11 protein-coding genes are annotated in these 16,452 nt (G+C 66.0%); 7 read left to right on the plus strand and 4 right to left on the minus strand.

The features are described from left to right. The first annotated feature begins 82 nt into the window (after nucleotides 1-82). Complete coding sequence (locus K1X74_20480) at nucleotides 83-1,882, plus strand: hypothetical protein (protein MBX7168725.1); 1,800 nt, start codon at nucleotides 83-85, stop codon at nucleotides 1,880-1,882. Between the two features lie 173 nt (nucleotides 1,883-2,055). Here the strand turns inward: K1X74_20480 and K1X74_20485 are convergent, their stop codons facing one another. Further along, entirely contained in the window at nucleotides 2,056-2,424 is a 369-nt protein-coding gene (locus tag K1X74_20485) for a hypothetical protein (protein ID MBX7168726.1), read from the minus strand. Between the two features lie 144 nt (nucleotides 2,425-2,568). Next, on the minus strand, nucleotides 2,569-3,972 hold the full coding sequence (locus K1X74_20490; protein ID MBX7168727.1) for a PQQ-binding-like beta-propeller repeat protein: 1,404 nt from the start codon (nucleotides 3,970-3,972) through the stop codon (nucleotides 2,569-2,571). A 159-nt stretch (nucleotides 3,973-4,131) separates the two neighbouring features. Here K1X74_20490 and K1X74_20495 point away from each other — a divergent pair, with 159 nt between their 5' ends. From K1X74_20495 to K1X74_20510, 4 genes are all read left to right on the plus strand, one after another. Further along, entirely contained in the window at nucleotides 4,132-5,802 is a 1,671-nt protein-coding gene (locus K1X74_20495; GenBank protein ID MBX7168728.1) for a CocE/NonD family hydrolase, read from the plus strand. A 69-nt stretch (nucleotides 5,803-5,871) separates the two neighbouring features. Further along, entirely contained in the window at nucleotides 5,872-7,386 is a 1,515-nt protein-coding gene (locus K1X74_20500) for a hypothetical protein (GenBank protein ID MBX7168729.1), read from the plus strand. Between the two features lie 55 nt (nucleotides 7,387-7,441). Next, entirely contained in the window at nucleotides 7,442-8,209 is a 768-nt protein-coding gene (locus K1X74_20505; protein ID MBX7168730.1) for a tellurite resistance TerB family protein, read from the plus strand. Between the two features lie 190 nt (nucleotides 8,210-8,399). Then, a complete protein-coding gene (locus K1X74_20510; GenBank protein ID MBX7168731.1) occupies nucleotides 8,400-11,207 on the plus strand; it encodes a DUF1854 domain-containing protein in 2,808 nt (935 codons plus the stop codon). Nucleotides 11,208-11,232: 25 nt separating this feature from the next. Here the strand turns inward: K1X74_20510 and K1X74_20515 are convergent, their stop codons facing one another. Further along, nucleotides 11,233-12,822: an arylsulfatase gene (locus K1X74_20515; GenBank protein ID MBX7168732.1), complete on the minus strand. Its 1,590-nt coding sequence runs from the start codon at nucleotides 12,820-12,822 to the stop codon at nucleotides 11,233-11,235. Nucleotides 12,823-13,014: 192 nt separating this feature from the next. Here K1X74_20515 and K1X74_20520 point away from each other — a divergent pair, with 192 nt between their 5' ends. Both K1X74_20520 and K1X74_20525 read left to right on the plus strand, forming a co-directional pair. Continuing rightward, on the plus strand, nucleotides 13,015-14,865 hold the full coding sequence (locus K1X74_20520) for a PAS domain-containing protein (protein MBX7168733.1): 1,851 nt from the start codon (nucleotides 13,015-13,017) through the stop codon (nucleotides 14,863-14,865). Beyond that, on the plus strand, nucleotides 14,849-15,478 hold the full coding sequence (locus K1X74_20525; protein MBX7168734.1) for a response regulator: 630 nt from the start codon (nucleotides 14,849-14,851) through the stop codon (nucleotides 15,476-15,478). The genes K1X74_20520 and K1X74_20525 overlap by 17 nt, the downstream gene beginning before the upstream one ends. 32 nt (nucleotides 15,479-15,510) lie before the next feature. Here the strand turns inward: K1X74_20525 and K1X74_20530 are convergent. Beyond that, nucleotides 15,511-16,452: 2-oxo acid dehydrogenase subunit E2 (locus tag K1X74_20530; protein MBX7168735.1), on the minus strand; the 942-nt coding region annotated here is incomplete at its 5' end.

Consider the following 16,452-nt stretch of genomic DNA (forward strand, 5'->3'; position numbering starts at 1 on the left):
ATAGGCAAACTACTATCGGGGAGAAAAACCGCGGCGACCTGGTGAATGCGGCGATATAAGCAACTCAAGAAAGGGGTGAGCTGTGCGATTCAAGTCCAAGTTGACCGGTGGATTCCAAGTCTTCGCCGTGTCGGGCATCAACACCACATCGTTTGCCATCACGGCCGACAGCGCAGCTCAAAAAGGATTACTGGGATTTGCCGTCCAGCGTGCGTTCAAGCAAGGGAAGCTGGAGTTTCGGCCGGGATTCAAGGTCTTTCGTTCGGTGCTGCCCAAGCCGACGCCGGCAACTCGAGTGAGCACCGAGGATCACCCAGTGCAAAGCTTTGTCTGGGACGATTTCACCTGCCAGCCAGAATCCGAGTATCGGTACGTCTTTCATCCCTTGAAAGGGACACCAGGAAACCTCGACCGCAGCACCCCGCCGATCGAGATCCGCATCAAGACCGAACCGTTGTTCAGCAAACAACAGCACGACGTGTTCTTCAATCGTGGTGTGGCCTCGAGCCAGGCATATGCGGTGAAATTCGGCAACAAGAAGCCCAAAAAACTGCCCGCGAAGAAACGACAGGAAGCGCTCGATTGGCTGAGCCGATCCCTGGATGAAGCGATCCTGGAATTCATCAAACAGGCCAAGCGGGGCGACTCGCTACTGTGCTGTTTCTACGAGTTTCGTTATCGGCCCGTGGCCGAGGCCCTGAAAGCCGCGATCCAGCGGGGAGTCAACGTCCGCATCATTGTCGACGCCAAAGACAACGGAAATAAGAAAAAGAAGATCGCGCCGTTTCCGCGGAATGACAACCTGAAATTGATCAAGGCCGTGGACCTTCCACCGTCGTGCGTGATTCAGCGCACGGCCCGCAAGAGCGCCATTCAGCACAACAAGTTCATGGTCCTGCTCAAGGGCAAGAAGCAGACTGCCGCGGAAGTCTGGACAGGATCGACCAACATCTCCGAAGGCGGAATCTTCGGCCAAACCAATGTCGGCCACTGGGTCCGCAACCCGGCCGTGGCCCGCAAGTTCAAGGCCTATTGGGACGTGCTGAGCAAGAACCCCGGCGCGGTTGCCGGCGGCGATCAGGCGACCTCGAGGAAGCTCAATGCGGCCTTCCGCAAGCAGGTCGAAGCCGTGTCGCCCTTCCCGAAGACGGTCAAATCGATCCCTACGGGCGTGACGCCCGTCTTCAGTCCGCGCAGCACGCTGCAGGCGTTAACCACCTATTTCAAACTCGCCGATTCGGCCGACAACCTCGCGTGCATCACCCTGGCATTCGGCGTTTCTACCGAGCTGAAGGCCGAGTTAGTAGACAACACGCCCGACAGCGCGCTCGTGCTGATGCTATTGGAGAAAGAGGATCGGCCGACCAAGCCCAAGCCGGGAGCGAAGACCAAGCCCAAGCCGTTCGTCAAGCTGACGGCGCAACAGAACATCTACCAGGCGTTTGGCGAGTTTCTCCGCGATCCGCTCTATCGATTCGCCCAGGAAACCAATACCAAGGCGATGAAGGTCAACGGGCACGTGGCCTACATCCATTCCAAGTTCCTCTTGGTCGACCCCTTGGGCGACGATCCCATCGTCGTTACGGGTTCGGCGAATTTCAGCGCCGCATCGACCAAGGAGAACGACGAGAACATGCTGATCATTCGCGGTGACTGTCGCACGGCGGACATCTACTTCACCGAGTTCAATCGGTTGTTCAATCACTACTATTTCCGCGCCGTGCACCAGAAGCTCGCCGGCAAGCCGAACGCCGCCCCCGCGAGCGACAGCGTGTTTCTGGCGGAGAGACCCGCCGCGTGGCTGAGCAAATACAAGCCCGGTCGCCTACGGCACAAGCGCGTTCAGATCTTCGCCAAGATGAAGAAACTGACCCGTCCGTAAGGAGCCGTGCCTAGCTGCCCGTTGAAATAGGCCTTCGTGGCCTATTTAAACCTCGCCAGGTGCGGAGTGAAGCTCCGCACGGCTTGCAAAACAACGACTTACGTCGCCATTTTGAGACCGAATCCTTGCGGTCACGCAGCCCGCTGAAAAAATCAACGGGCTGCTAGGGGCGTTCATTCCTGGCGGGTGGCCGCGGCGTCGGGTTGCAGCCAATGGGGGATCGGAACGCGCGGCGATTGTGCGATCACCAACAGCGCGCCGCCGGCAATCACCAGCAGCGGCACCTCGACGTCGAGCACCAACAGGCCGGCCTGCCGCAGTACCGAAAGCGCGCTGGCGATCAAAAACCAAGGACCCACGATGACGTTGAACTTGTCGATCCGGCCACCCTGGGCGAGGCTCAGCACGCCGATCGCTGCCAGCGCCAAGGTCCAGACCCAGTTGATCTCCGGCCCCAGCCCCAGCGCATTGAGCAGCCAGCCGGTGCCGACCGTGATCATCACGAGTCCCAGACCGATCAGATGGCGTGCCGGATGAGGCATGGGGTGTCCTTTTCGAGCGAGCGTCCAGGAAGATCAGCGACCTCAAACTTCCAGGCTCGCCGGACCGCGGAAATATCACGCGCACCGCCGTCCGGGGTACGACCGCGGAGGATGACCCTGCCGATCGAACCGGCACTGCCAGCCCTAGGGCTGCTCGATCGCGTACAACTGGTTCAGGCCGCGAAGGATCAGGCCGTCGCCGGCCACGGCCACGCTCGACCAGAACATGTCATCGATCTTGTTGGTGCCCAGCAGCTTGAGCTCCTTGCCGGCGGCCAGCACGAAGGTCTGCCCCGACTCGTCGAGGCAGAATACCTTGCCATCGTAGGCCCACGGGGACGAGGTGAACGCCTTGGCCCCCTCGAGACGCTGCTTGTAATGCTCCTGGCCCGTGGCGGCGTCGTAGCAGGCCACGATGCCGCCGCGCTGCTCGAGAACATACAAGCAGCCTTCGTAGACCAAGGGTGAGGCCATCGGCGGGCCCGCCTTGTCGACCAACCAGGCCACGGCCTCGTTCGCTTCGCCGGCCTTGGGCAATTCATGGCTGCCGCTGGCACCGGCCTTCACCGCGACCAAGGGCCCCAGCCCCGCCGGGCCACCGCCGACGCCGAAATAGAGCATGTCGTCCGTGCCGACCGGCGTGGCTGAGCAACGACCCTTCATGGGCCCCAGTTCCCAGAGCAGCTTGCCGTCGTTCGGATCGTACGAGCGAAACTTCTTGCTGCCGCCGAGCACGAGCTCGACCCGGGACTTGTTCTTCCAGACGTAGGGCGTCGACCAGGTCGATTTCTCGTCGCGTTCGACGCGCCACAGTTCATCGCCGGTCTGCTTGTCGAGCGCTACGAGGAACGACTGTTCGTCGTTGTCGCACTGGACGAACAACCGATCTCCGTACAAGCACGGCGAACTGCCGGTCCCCCAGCCGAGCGTCATCTTGTAGCTGCCCAGGTCTTTGCTCCACGCGAGTTGGCCATCGACCGTGTAGCAGTAGAGGCCCGTCATGCCGAAATAGGCATACACGTGCTCACCGTCGGTGACGGGCGTTTCCGAAGCGTAGGTGTTGGTGCGGTGGATCGAAATCGTCGGACGGCCTTCATGGGCAACCTGTTCCCAGAGCACCTTGCCCGAGTTGCGATCGAGACACATCACCATCCAGCGATAGACCGCCTCGGGCGGTTCGGTCCCGCCCGGGGCGCGGCCCCGGGGGCGGCCTTCGCCGTTGCCCTGCGGCTCCGCTCCTTCGGCGGGTCGGCCTTCGGGGCGTCGACCACGGCCTTGCGGCGCCGAGTCAGGGCGAGGTTGGTCATCGGCGACGGCCGTGGTCAGAAAGATCCGATCGTTCCAGACGACCGGCTGCGACCAGGCCACGCCCGGTACGGCCACTTTCCAGGCCAGGTTTTGCTCCGATCCCCACTCGACCGGAAGCCTCCCGGCGGCGATCTGCCCATCGCCCGAGGGCCCGCGAAAGCCGGGCCAGTTTTCTGCCCAAACCAGCGTGGGCAGCAGGTACAAACCGCATAGTGCCAGGATCGTCGAGGATTTGGACATGGAGAGCACTTCCGCTGCTGGGAATGGCAGGACAGAATTAATCGCGCGTCGCTGGATTTTTGCCGATCGACGGCGCCAAGGCTACGATGGAAACCCCTCGGGGCGCAAAAAGTTTCGGCCTGCCGATACATCGGGCGGGCAATCTGGGAGGAGCTGGTCATGGGAGAGTTCGTCCGCCGTTGGGGCCTGGCCCTGTCGTTCGCCACGGCCTTGTCCGTCGCGGTCTCTACGGCCCGCGCCGATAAGCCGGACGCCAAGCCCAGCGATTTGCCCAAGGTGGCCTCCGGCGCGACCGAACACATGGTCGCGATGAGCGACGGCGTGAAGCTGGCCACGAACGTCTATCTGCCCAAGGGCGACGGGCCCTTCCCGGTGATCCTTACGCGCACGCCGTACGGCAAAGATTCCGGCATGGCCGTGCTCGGCGAGCGCTACGTGAAGGCCGGCTACGTCTACATCCTGCAAGACTGCCGCGGGCGCTTCCGCTCGGAGGGCACCTACACCGTCTTTGAAACCGACCGCGACGACGGCTTCGACACGGTCGACTGGGTCGCGCATCAACCCTGGTGCAACGGTAAGGTGGGCATGTCGGGCGCCTCGGCGATGGGCATCACGTCGCTGTTGGCCGCCATCGCGCAGCCGCCGGCCTTGAAATGCGCGTTCGTCATCGTCGCGCCGCAGAGCTTTGCCACCGAGGCCATCTTCATCGGCGGCGTGTTCAAAGAGGCCGACACCACCGGCTGGCTCAACTCGCAGAAGGTACCCGAGCAGATTCCCCTGCGCCGCGTGGCGCTGAACGACACGAAGCTAGAAGACGAGCAGGACATCGCCCCGCATCGTCCCAAGATCCAGATTCCCATTTATCACGTTGGTGGCTGGTACGACATCTTCTCCGTCGGCACGCAGGGCAATTTCGCGTTTCTGCAAAACCAAGGCGCCGCGGGCGCCCGGGGGACGCAAAAGCTGCTGATGGGCCCCTTCGGTCACGGTCAGCTCAAGGGCGAACTGAAATATCCCGACGGCGGCGGCATGCTCAGCGCGATGGAAGAGGAGATGAAGTGGTTCGACCATCATCTCAAAGGCATCGCCAATGAGATCGCCACCGAGCCGCCGGTGAAGTACTACCAGATGGCCTCGGCCCGCAAGCGCCAGGCCACGCCGAAGAACGGCTGGAAGACGGCCGCGAACTGGCCCCCCGAATCGCATGAGACGCGCTATTTCCTGCAGCCCGACCGAACGCTGGCCACCGCGGCGCCCGAGGCGAGCGACGCCTCGACCGCCTATGCGTTCGACCCGGCCAAGCCCGTGCCCACCGTCGGCGGGGCGAATCTCACGTTGCCGATTGGCCCGATGGATCAGCGCGAGGTCGGCGAGCGCGACGATTACCTGAGATTTCAGACGCCGGTGCTCGAGCAGGACGTGACCATCGCCGGGCGGGTGTATCTCGACCTGTACGCGGCCACCGATGGCACCGACACCGATTTCTGCATCAAGCTGGTCGACGTGTACCCGGATGGTTACGAAGCCTTGATCCTCGATCAACCGCTGCGGACCCGATATCGTCACGGCCACCGGCCCAACCAGGTCGAGCTGATGGAGCCGAACCGGCCCGAGCGGATGTCGATCGAATTGGGCAGCACGGCCAACACGTTCGAGGCGGGCCACCGGATCGCCGTACACGTCACGTCGAGCAATGCCCCGCGGTTCGACGTGAACCCCAACACGGGCGAACAGCCGGGCAGCAACAAGTTGCCGCCGCGCGTCGCGCGGAACACGGTGTTCCACGACTCTGCACGCCCGACCGCCCTGGTGCTGCCGGTGACCGACTGAGGCACGCCGCAAACCCGTGCTGGCAGCAGACGTGAAGGCCGGCGATCGCAAAGTTGTCGAAACCGGCCCATGGAAACTGTTTCGCCACGCCGCGACCTGACGCACGACCTGCTGCTGCCCACGCTGCTGTTTGCGGCGCTGGGCGGAATGACCTGGGCCGTGCGCGGATCGTCGGGCTACGGCGCGGCGGCCGGCTGCGTGTTCGCGGGCGTGGCCTGGGGCATGGCCTGGTGGTTCATCTCGCGGCCCGTGGCCGGCCGGCCTGAACGGCGCTATGACTCGGCCTGGATCGTGCTCGCCGTGACCGCGGGAATCGGCATCTCCGGCGCGCGGGGCTGGATGCAGTGGCCCAGCTTCTTCGAGGGCAAGCTGGTCACGAACTACGCCAAGGGCGAGTTCGTTCCCATTTCTCGGGCCTACGGATTCCTCTGGCTGTTCATCGCCGGAATGCCGTGGGCCGGGCTGGGAGCGTGCCTGCTGGCCTGGACCGGCTCGCTGCGCGAAACACGGCTGATGCATTGGCTGCTGCGCATCGGTTGCGGAATCGGCGGCGCGCTCGTGGCCTGGGGCTTGTACGTTGCGCTGCCGCAGCTTTTCTTGCCGATGTACGACACACTCGCCGAGCGGTACCAGGACCTGGAGCACAATCCCAATCTGCGGCGGCTGATCAACGACAGTTGGCAGGCCATCGTGCACCTGGGCGTGTACTTGGGGTTATTGGGCTACGAGGCCGCGCGGCGCGAAGGCAAGAACGTCCTGCTGATCGCGACCGTGGGATTGGTGAACGGCGCCGGCTGGGCCCTGCTGCAAAACTGGAAATGGGCCACCGAGTACTGGGAAGGCGCCAACTTCAACTTCTGGCGCTGCTGGGAATCGTCGGGCGGCATTTCGATCGGCATCGGCTATGGCGTGGCCTATTTTCTGGCGAACCGGCCGCTGACGGCCGACGAAGCGACGCGCAAGCGCGCCCGGCGGCCCTTGGCCGTGCCCGACACGACCTGGTTGGCGGTCTACCTGCTGCTGGCCGTGCTCAACGCGCTGCTGCTGTTCGAGACCTGCGAAGGGTGGGGCTGGCCGCTGCTGGCCGGGGCGCTCGTGACGGGCCCGCTGTATTACGCGATCCGCTGCCGGACGTACGCGCGCGAGCCGGCCACCGCACACGACGGGCGCGGGGATCCGAACCTGGAGCGCGTGGGCCTGTATCTCGGCTTGCTGCTGGGGCTGGGCATTTCGCTCGAGTGCGGGCTCAAGGGCTTTTTCAACATTTACTACGGCGATGAAGACGCCTGGGACGCCTGGCTGTGGCAAAACCTGGGACCCGCCTTTCTGGTGGTGCTGGCGCTGATTTGGCTGGTTCCGCTGGTGCGACCGCTGGCGCGCGGTTACCGCGGCGAGTTGTTTCCGCACGCCGCCGGGCTGATGTGGCTGGTCTTGCTGGTGCTGAACGTGCTGGCCCATCTGGTGACGGGCCCGCCGCACGTTTGGAACGAATTCGTGTTCAATCTCTACTACATGCTGCTGTTTCTGATCACGGCAGCGGTCGTGTTGCACTATTCCGCCCTGTACCGCGGCGCGCGACAATAACCGCCTACCGTAGAGCCGGCGCGCGCGTTAACTCTGAATGACAAGGGGGATACCGATGGACGCGATCGACATTCTCGGCGGCATGCTAGGGCGCAAAATCGGCGGCGCAGGAGGCGGCAGCCTGGGCGGCAAGATCCTCAAGGACATGCTCGACGGTTTCACCAAGCGCGGCCCGGCGCCGCCAGCCGGCGGTGGGAGCGCGCCGCGGCCACCATCGTCGGGTGGCTCCGCGACGGGCGGTGGCGATATCGAGAGTGCAGCGCGCCAGCTCGAAGAGATGCTCGGCGTGGCGGTCGATCGCAACAGCCGCCGGGCGCCGAGCCCCGCGCCACGCACAACCCCGCGCGAAGAGCCGATCGATATCCCGCGCCAATCGCCGAGCCCGAGCGACTTGGGCCGGCCGCAGCGACCGCCCGCGGCGCCGCCGACGCAGTCGCCGATCCAGTTTCCGTTGCCCACCCCGCAGCCGAGCCAGAACGATCAGGCGCTCGTGCTGGTGCGCGCGATGGTCAACGCCGCCAAGGCCGACGGTCAGCTCAGCCCAGGCGAGCAGCAGGCCATCTTGCAGCAGGTGGGCGAAGCGTCTGCCGAGATGATGCAGTTCCTCCGCGAAGAGTTTGCCAAGCCGCTCGACGTCCGCGAGTTCTGCTGGAGCGTGCCGCTGGGGCTCGAACAGCAGGTCTACGCACTGTCGCTGATCGCGATGGACCTGAGTTCGCCGAGCGAGAAGACCTATCTCCGCGACCTGGCGCACGGCCTGCGGCTGCGCCCAGAAGCTTGCGAACAGATCCACGCGCGGTTGAACGCCCCGGCAGGGCGGTAGCAGCGGTGCCCGGGCGCGGCAGGACGCAACTCCGCGCCCGGCCTGCGGAAATTCTCCGAAGAAATCTGCCCGCGGACCGAACCAACCCTTGCGCACCGCGTAAGCGTTGGTTGCCATGACCGCAATGCCGGCGCCGTGTAAGGCGTCCGGCCGAGCGCCACTGCCGGTCAAGGAGGAATCTCAACCAGAAATGCTGCAAGCAGCGGTTCCCCGCGCCGTGCAACAACTGCTCGCCGCCGAACAGCTCGATGGCCTGCCCGTCGTACTGTCGGTCGCGAGCGATCTGAACCTTTCGGGCGACAGCGGCGACCATTGGCTCGTCGCCACGCGCGACCACCTGGCGGTGATCGACGATGTGCAGCCACCCCGGCTCGTCGAGGCCTGGCCCTTGTCCCGGGCCGAGCGGTTTCGGGCCCACGCCACGATCGGCTCGAACTTTCTGCAAGCCTACGTCGACGGTGCCTGGATCGACCTGGCCCGTTCGAGCAACTCGCTGGCCCACCTACTGCATGACTTTGCCGAGCAGCTCGAGGCCCTGCGCGAGCACGGCGAGATCGACGCGCCGGAATCGGCACCCCGTGCGGCGACGCATTGCGTTCAGTGTGGGCTGCGGCTGCCGACACCGGGCGAATCGTGCCCGCGCTGCCTTCCGCGCCGGGCCATCGTCGGGCGGCTGTGGCAGATGGTGCGGCCGCAATGGCCGACGGCCCTGGCGATGAGCGGGCTGATGCTGGTGGGCGTGGCGATGGAGCTGGCCCCGCCGAAGCTGCAACAGTACCTGGTCGACGAGATTCTCGCGCAAGGCAGCGCCCGCCCCGACGCGGCGTCGCTGCTCACCGCGCTGTTGCTAGTCGTGCTGGCGCTGGCCTCGACGCGCATGCTGTTGGGCCTGGTCAACTGGACCAAGGGGCTGTTGGCAAACCGCGTCGGCGTCGCGCTGACCTACGAGCTGCGCGGGCAGTTGGTCCGCAAGCTGCATGCGCTGGGCGTAGGCTACTACGACCGGCACCAGGTCGGCTCGCTCGTCAGCCGCGTGGCGTACGACAGCGAGGTGCTGCACAGCCTGCTGCAGCAGATCACCGGCGGCTTCCTGTTGCAGATCGTCCAGGTCGTGGCTGTCGGCATCATGCTGTTCACGCTCAACCCCAAGCTGGCCCTGTACACGCTGATCCCGGCGCCCTTGGTCGTCGGGGGCAGCTTGTTCTTCTGGCACCGGGTCTATCCGAAGTACTACCGCTACTGGGACTCGAGCCACAAACAGGCCGGGACGCTCTCGGGCATGCTCTCGGGCATCCGCGTCGTGAAAGCCTTTGCCCAGGAGCCGCGCGAATTCGAGCGGTTCGAACGGACCAGCAACAACCTTCGCGTCTCGCGCACCGGCGTCGAACGGGCCACGACGTCGTTCACGGCCGTGATGGCGCTGGTCTTCAGCCTGGGCGGGTTGATCGTCTGGTACGTGGGCGGCCGCGATGTGCTCGCCGGACAGATGACGCTCGGCTCGTTGATGGCGTTCCTGGCGTACCTGGCGATGTTCTACGCCCCGCTGTCGACGCTCTCGCAATTGACGACCTGGCTGACCAGTTTCATGACCGGCTGCCAGCGCGTGTTCGAGCTGCTCGACACGCCGACCGAGACGAACGATCCCGCGCAGCCCAAAACGCTGGCCGCCGCGCAGGGTGAGATCCGTTTTGATCGGGTCACCTTCGGCTATGAGCGCCACCGGCCTGTACTCAAGGACGTGAGCTTCACGGTGCGGCCCGGCGAGCGGATCGGCATCGTCGGCCGTAGCGGCAGCGGCAAGACGACCGTCGTCAACCTGCTCAGCCGGTTCTACGACGTCGACTCGGGCCGGGTGCTGCTCGACGGCATCGACGTCCGGCAGCTCGCCGCCAGCGACCTGCGCCAGCATGTCGGCGTCGTGCTCCAGGAGCCGTTTTTGTTTCGCGGCACGGTGTACGACAACCTCGTGTATGGCCAGCCCGACGCGACGACCGAGGCCGTGCTGAGCGCGGCGCACGGGGCACAGGCTCACGATTTCATCCTCCGCACGCCGCTCGGCTACGACACTTGGCTGGGCGAACGCGGCGCCGGGCTCTCGGGCGGCGAGCGCCAGCGCGTGTCGATCGCCCGGGCCTTGCTCTACGACCCCAAGGTGTTGATCCTCGACGAGGCCACGAGCAGCGTCGACACGGAATCGGAGAAATCGATTCAAGAGGCGCTGCGCGCGCTCACGCACGGCCGCACCACGCTGGCGATCGCTCACCGGCTGAGCACGCTGCGCGACTCGGACCGGATCCTGGTGTTCGACGCCGGCCGGCTGATCGAACAGGGCTCGCACGACGAGCTGATGCGGCTCGCAGGCCAGTACGCCCGGCTCGTCAAGATTCAAACCCAGGTCGCGCGCAACACCACGATCGATCTGTCGGCCGCCGTGGCGACCGAGATCGAAGAGCCCGTTCCGCTCGCGACAGATGAGACGTCGTCGCACGCCGTGGGCCCGACCTGGCTGGAGCCGGACGACGTGCAACTGCGGGGCGGTCCCTACGGCGCGCTAGCGATCGTGCAGGCCGATGGCACGACGGTACGAGGCCTCGTGGCCGTGCGCTGTTTCCCGGCCACCCGGCCCGACGAGTACATCAGCCTGCTGGCCGTCGATCGCGACGGCAAGGAACACGAACTAGGCATCGTGCGCGATCTGCGCGCCTGGCCTGCGCTCGAGCGGCAGTTGATCACGGCGGCACTCGAGCGCCGCTATTTGCTCCGCGAGATCGTGGCGATCGACGAGATCCAGCTCGAATACGGCTACCTGCAATGGAAGATCCGCACCCAGGCCGGCCCAGCCGAATTCACGATGCGCTGGACGCAGAGCCAGGCGCTCGACTTTGGACCATCGGGCAAGCTGCTCTTGGACGTGGACGACAACCGGTTCGTGATTCCCGACGTGCAACGGCTCGCGCGAAGGCAACGCGAGCTGCTCGAGCGGTACGTCTATTGGTAACGCCGCCCTACCGCCGCGCCGAGCGCTAGCGGTCCACGGCCGCCTGCCGCTCGAACTCGTCGGTGATCTGTTGCCAACGTTCGGCCATGTCGGCGACGCGCTGGGGCTCTTCGACCGCCAGGTCGTGGACCTCGCTACGATCGCGCGACAAGTCGTAGAGCTGCCACGGCTCTTGCTTGGCAGCGACCAGCTTCCAGTCGCCGTCGCGCAGCGCGCGGTTGCCCTCGTGCAGCCACCACAGGGGCTCGCGCGGAAGCGGCACATCGGCGGCAAACGACGGCGCGAGATCCCGCCCCGGCGAGGGCGGGCGGCCGTCGGCGGCGACGGGCCAGGTTCCCCCGGCCAGGTGCAGTAAGGTCGGCGCCAGGTCGATCACATGACCGACTGCGCGGCGGAGCTCGCCCTGCGCCGCGATCCCTGCCGGCCAGTGCGCGACGAGCGGCGTAGCGATGCCGCCTTCGTGGACCCAGGTCTTGTGGCGGCGAAACGGCGTGTTGGCCGCGCGCGACCAGCCGGGTCCGAGACAGAGAAACGTCTTGTCCGATCCGGCCGGCGCCGTGCGATCGTGTCCGTCGCCGCGCACCATCAGTTCGGCGCTGGCCCCGTTGTCGGACAAGAACAGCACCAGGGTATTGTCGAGCGCCCCCATCGAGCGCAGTTGCGCGATCAGGCGGCCCGTCTCGCGATCGAGCCCCTCGACCATGGCCGCGTGTACGGCCATTTTCATCGCCTGAAAGGCGCGCTGGCCGTCGTCGAGCTCGTTCCAGGGCAGCTCGAAGTCAACCTCGCCGGGACCGACTAGCTGCAACAATTCGGGAAACTTATACGGTGGTCCAATATTCCGCTCCAAGGGCGCCAGCTCGCCGGGCAAGTGCAGCATCGTGCGCTGGCGGGCAAAGCGCGCGGCGCGGATGGCGTCCCAGCCGCAGCCGTAACGCTCGGCGCAGCGTGCCACGTCGTCGGCCGGTGCTTGGATCGGAAAATGCGGCGCGGTGAAAGCCACGTAACAGAAAAACGGCCGGTCGGAATGAGAACGGGCATGCTCGGCGAGGTATTCGATCGCATGTGCCGCGATGGCCGTGGTGCTGAAATAGTTCTCGCCCGGCTTGACCGGAGGCAGAGGGTGTCCATCCTCGAAGTGTTTCTGGGGATGAAAGTGGTTGTTGTGATCGTCGAGTTCGTACGAGCGATCGAAGCCGGCCGCCAGGGGCCGGCCGTCGACGTGCCACTTACCGGAATGATACGACCGATAGCCCAGCGGACGCAGATACTCGGGCAGCAGCTGGGCCCATGCGGGGCGCTGTCCCGCGGCCCCGCCGCGCCGCTGCGGCAGCGCATCGCGGCCGACTTGTTGGGCGTAATAGCCGGTCAGCAGTGCAGCACGCGTCGGCCAGCAGCGCGCGGTGTTATAGAACTGCGTGTAGCGCAGGCCGCCGGCGGCCAGGGCGTCGAGCTGCGGCGTGGCGATCTCGCCGCCGTAACAGCCCAGGTCGGAAAAGCCCAGGTCGTCGGCCAGGACGACGAGAAAATTCGGCGGGGCGGCCGCGGCCGAGGCGGCGATCAAGCCGACCTCGACGGCCAACAAAACAAGTGCCAGGCGAAAGGACCGTGACATGGGCAGAACACCGGGAAAAGACAATGGTCGGCAGCTGGCATTGATACCAGGATGGCAGACGCCGGGCCACGGGCGACCCCCGTTGCCGCCCGGCAATCGCGTGCTGCTGGCCAGTTGCGGCAGGGTCGATTAGGCTCGTGGGATGGGTATTTCCGGTCCGGCGAACCTGCGGCTCACGATCGGGACAGGACCATGACCATCGCGAGTCTTATTTCGGCGTCGCGCGACGCCGATTCGCGCAGCGCGGCGGGATCTGCCGAGCGCAACTCGCCCTTGCTGCTGGCCGAGCGCGAAATCGCGCTGCCCGAGGAAGTGCTGCAGGCCGCCCTGGACGCGGACGTGGCCCGGACCTGTCTTTGGCTGGCGCCGGTCCTGTTCGTCACCGCGCTGCGCGGAGTGCTGCATCAATTCAAAGTCGACAACGCGCTGCCCTATCGCTCGCTCGACATGGGCGTGAACCTGATCAATGCGGCCGGCATGCTCTGGTTGACCTTTCTGGCCTGGCGGCGAACCACTCCGCCGGGCCTCGCGGCACGGGTCTTCAAGATGCTGCTCGCGTTCATCCTGGGGCAGGCCATCGTCATGCTGCAACTCGATCGCGAGCCTGATCTGTTGGGCGTGGTCGCGATCGCCTTCATCCTGGCCGGTTTCACTTTTTCCACGGTGCGCAACTACCTGCTGCTGGTGGTCGTGGGCCTGCTGGGAACCTTGCCGTTCGTCTGGGCGACCGTGCCACGCGCGGAGGTCGCCAGCACCTTTGTGATCCTGACGTCGGCCGGCATCACGGGCGTGTTCTTCCTCCGCGCCCGGCGGGGAAACCACCAACGCCTGGAGCTATTGCGGCTGAAAGAACAGTTGTCGACAGGGAGTCTGCGCGAAGCCGTGGCGCGGCTCGAGCGCGAGATCAGCCAGCGCGCCCACTCCGAAGAAAGCCTGCGCCAAAGCGAACGTCGCTACCGGTCGCTGGTCGACAACTCGATCGTGGGCGTCTTTCAATGCACGCTCGAAGGCCGGCTCACCTTCGCCAATTTGACCATGGCGCAAGTGCTCGGCTTCGACTCGGTCGCCGACCTGCTCGCGGCGCATGGCACATCGGGCGCACCGCTGGTCGAGTTGCTGCAAGCGCTCGAAGCCGGACGGCTCGTCGGCGGTGACTGTACGCTCACCGATCGCAGCGGCTGCACGCTGTCGGCCGTGCTGCACGCGCAGCGTGCCGGCGACACGGCGGGCCGGGCCATCGGCTACGAAGGCATGCTGCTCGACGTGACCGCGCGCGCGGCAGCGGCCGAGGCCCTGCGGCTCCAGCGCGAACAGTTGATCCATGCCTCGCGCCTGGCGTCGCTCGGCGAAATGCTCGCCGCGATCGCACACGAGGTGAACCAGCCGCTGCACGCGATCGTGCAGTTTGCCGGGGCCAGCGCGCAGATGATCGGCCACATCGAGGACCCCGCCGTCGCCAAGGTCCGCCACTGGAACGACCAGATCGCCTGCCAGGCCGAACGCTGCGGCGCCATCATCCGCCGCTTGCGCGCCTTTGCCCGCAAGGCGCAACCGCAGAGCGCGCCGATCGTCCTGCGCGAATTGATCGACGAATCGATCGCGCTGACCGATCCGGTCCGCGCGCGCACGCGCGTCCAGGTCGAAGTCGCATACGATGCTTCGATTCCGCCGCTCGTGGCCGACGGTTTGCTGATTGAACAGACGCTCACGAACTTGATGCTGAACGCCTACGAAGCGATGAGCGACAATCCGCCGCTGGCGTCCCGGCAGTTGACCGTCGAGGCCTGCCGGCGCGACGCCGACGTGGAGATCGTCGTTCGCGATACGGGTCCCGGCCTGCCCGTCGCGGCCTCGGTCGATATCTTCGAGGCCTTCGTGTCGGACAAACCCAATGGCCTGGGCCTGGGTCTGGCCATTTGCCGCACGATCGTCGAAGCACACGGCGGCCGAATCTGGGCTTCGCCGGCCGAGAACTCCGGCGCCGAATTTCATTTGATGCTTCCCTTGCGCACGGCGAGAGAGCCCGATGGCGTCTGCAACTGAACTGCCGACGGTCTTCGTGATCGACGATGACCCGGCAGCGCGCGAAAGCCTGGCGGCCGTAGTCGAATCGATGCGGATCCCGGCGCGCACTTTCGCTTCGGCTGAAGATTTCCTCGAGGCCTACGATCCCCGGCTCGCCGGCTGCGCCGTGTGCGACGTGCGGATGACCGGCATCTCGGGCATCGATCTGTTGGCCCGGCTGGGGGGCGCCCAGGCCGCGCTGCCGGTCATCCTCATCACGGCCTATGCCGACGTACCGCTGGCGGTGCGCGTGATGCGTCAGGGAGCCTTCAGCCTGCTCGAAAAACCCTGCCGCAATCACGACCTCTGGGACGAGATTCGCCGTGCGCTCGAGGCCGATGCCGAGAACCGCCGGCGCCGCGCGCTGCAGGGCGAAATCGCTCGACGCTTCGATTCGCTCACGCCCGAGGAGCGGCGCGTCATGCAGCTCGTCGCGCAAGGCAAGATGAACAAGGAGATGGCCGGAGAACTCGACGTCAGCCTGCGGACCGTCGAGACGCGGCGCAAGTCGATGTTCGAAAAGCTCGGCGTCGATTCACCCGCCGAATTGGTCAACCTGCTGTTTGCGTCCAAGGGCATCCAAGGCAACTGACGCGGCGGCCGGCGCGCCGCCGACGGCGCGGCTTACGATTGCAGCAGGTGCGCCGCCGCGTGGTCGATGGCCGCGGCCACATCGCCCAGAAATCGGGCCGCAGGCGCTCCGTCGATCGCCGCATGGTCAAACGTCAGGCTCAAGACCATCTTCTCGCGCGCGACGATTCGTTCGTCGAGCCCGATCACCGGCACCCGCCGCACGGCCCCCAGGCCCAGGATGGCGATTTCCGGATAGTTGATCACGGGCGTGAACGCGTCGATGCCCAGCGCGCCCAGGTTCGACAGCGTGATCACCGCGCCGTGCAGTTCTGGCGATGCGAGCCGGCCGGCGCGGGCTTTGTCGACCAGCGTGCGTGATTCCTGCGTGACGCGCAGCAACGACTTGTGCAGCACGTCGCGCACGACCGGCACGATCAGCCCTTGCGGCGCATCGACGGCGATGCCGATGTCGAAGGCGTCTTCCCCGACGCCGACGAGGGCGTCGCCTTGCTCCCAGCGGACAGCCAGTTGCGGATGCCGCTTCAACACGCCGGCCACGAGACAGGCGATGAAGTCGGTATAGGTGGGCACGTGCTCGGCGCGGGCCGCCTTGAACTGTTCGCGCAGCGCCACGAGATTCGTGCAGTCGGCCGTCGTGGTGAGCGTGACCGGAACGGTCTGCCGGCTGCTGGCGCGCAGCCGCTCGGCAATGGCCCGGCGCCGCGGCGACAAGCTCGACGCCGGCCGCGGCGTTGCGCCGGCGGCGCGTACGTCGCGCTCGCGCACCCGACCGTTCACTCCCGAACCGGACAGCGAACGCCAGTCGATCCCCAGCTCTTTCGCCACGCGGCGGGCGCGCGGGCTCGCCAGCGACTCGCGGTCGCGTGGCGGAGCAGCCGGGGCGGCGCTCTTGGCAGCCAAGGCCGCCGCGCGTTGCGCGCGCCGAGCCGCGGGTCCGGCGGCAGGCGCCACCGCAGCCGCGAAGGGAACCTC

This window comes from Pirellulales bacterium, from assembly GCA_019694435.1.
Lineage (GTDB): Bacteria > Planctomycetota > Planctomycetia > Pirellulales > JAEUIK01 > JAIBBZ01.

Bases quoted from the DNA above. Each gene is read 5' to 3' on its own strand.
- K1X74_20485 (MBX7168726.1), bottom strand. From the start codon at position 2,424: ATGCCTCATCCGGCACGCCATCTGATCGGTCTGGGACTCGTGATGATC.
- K1X74_20490 (MBX7168727.1), bottom strand. From the start codon at position 3,972: ATGTCCAAATCCTCGACGATCCTGGCACTATGCGGTTTGTACCTGCTG.
- K1X74_20495 (MBX7168728.1), top strand. From the start codon at position 4,132: ATGGGAGAGTTCGTCCGCCGTTGGGGCCTGGCCCTGTCGTTCGCCACG.
- K1X74_20500 (MBX7168729.1), top strand. From the start codon at position 5,872: ATGGAAACTGTTTCGCCACGCCGCGACCTGACGCACGACCTGCTGCTG.
- K1X74_20505 (MBX7168730.1), top strand. From the start codon at position 7,442: ATGGACGCGATCGACATTCTCGGCGGCATGCTAGGGCGCAAAATCGGC.
- K1X74_20510 (MBX7168731.1), top strand. From the start codon at position 8,400: ATGCTGCAAGCAGCGGTTCCCCGCGCCGTGCAACAACTGCTCGCCGCC.
- K1X74_20515 (MBX7168732.1), bottom strand. From the start codon at position 12,822: ATGTCACGGTCCTTTCGCCTGGCACTTGTTTTGTTGGCCGTCGAGGTC.
- K1X74_20520 (MBX7168733.1), top strand. From the start codon at position 13,015: ATGACCATCGCGAGTCTTATTTCGGCGTCGCGCGACGCCGATTCGCGC.
- K1X74_20525 (MBX7168734.1), top strand. From the start codon at position 14,849: ATGGCGTCTGCAACTGAACTGCCGACGGTCTTCGTGATCGACGATGAC.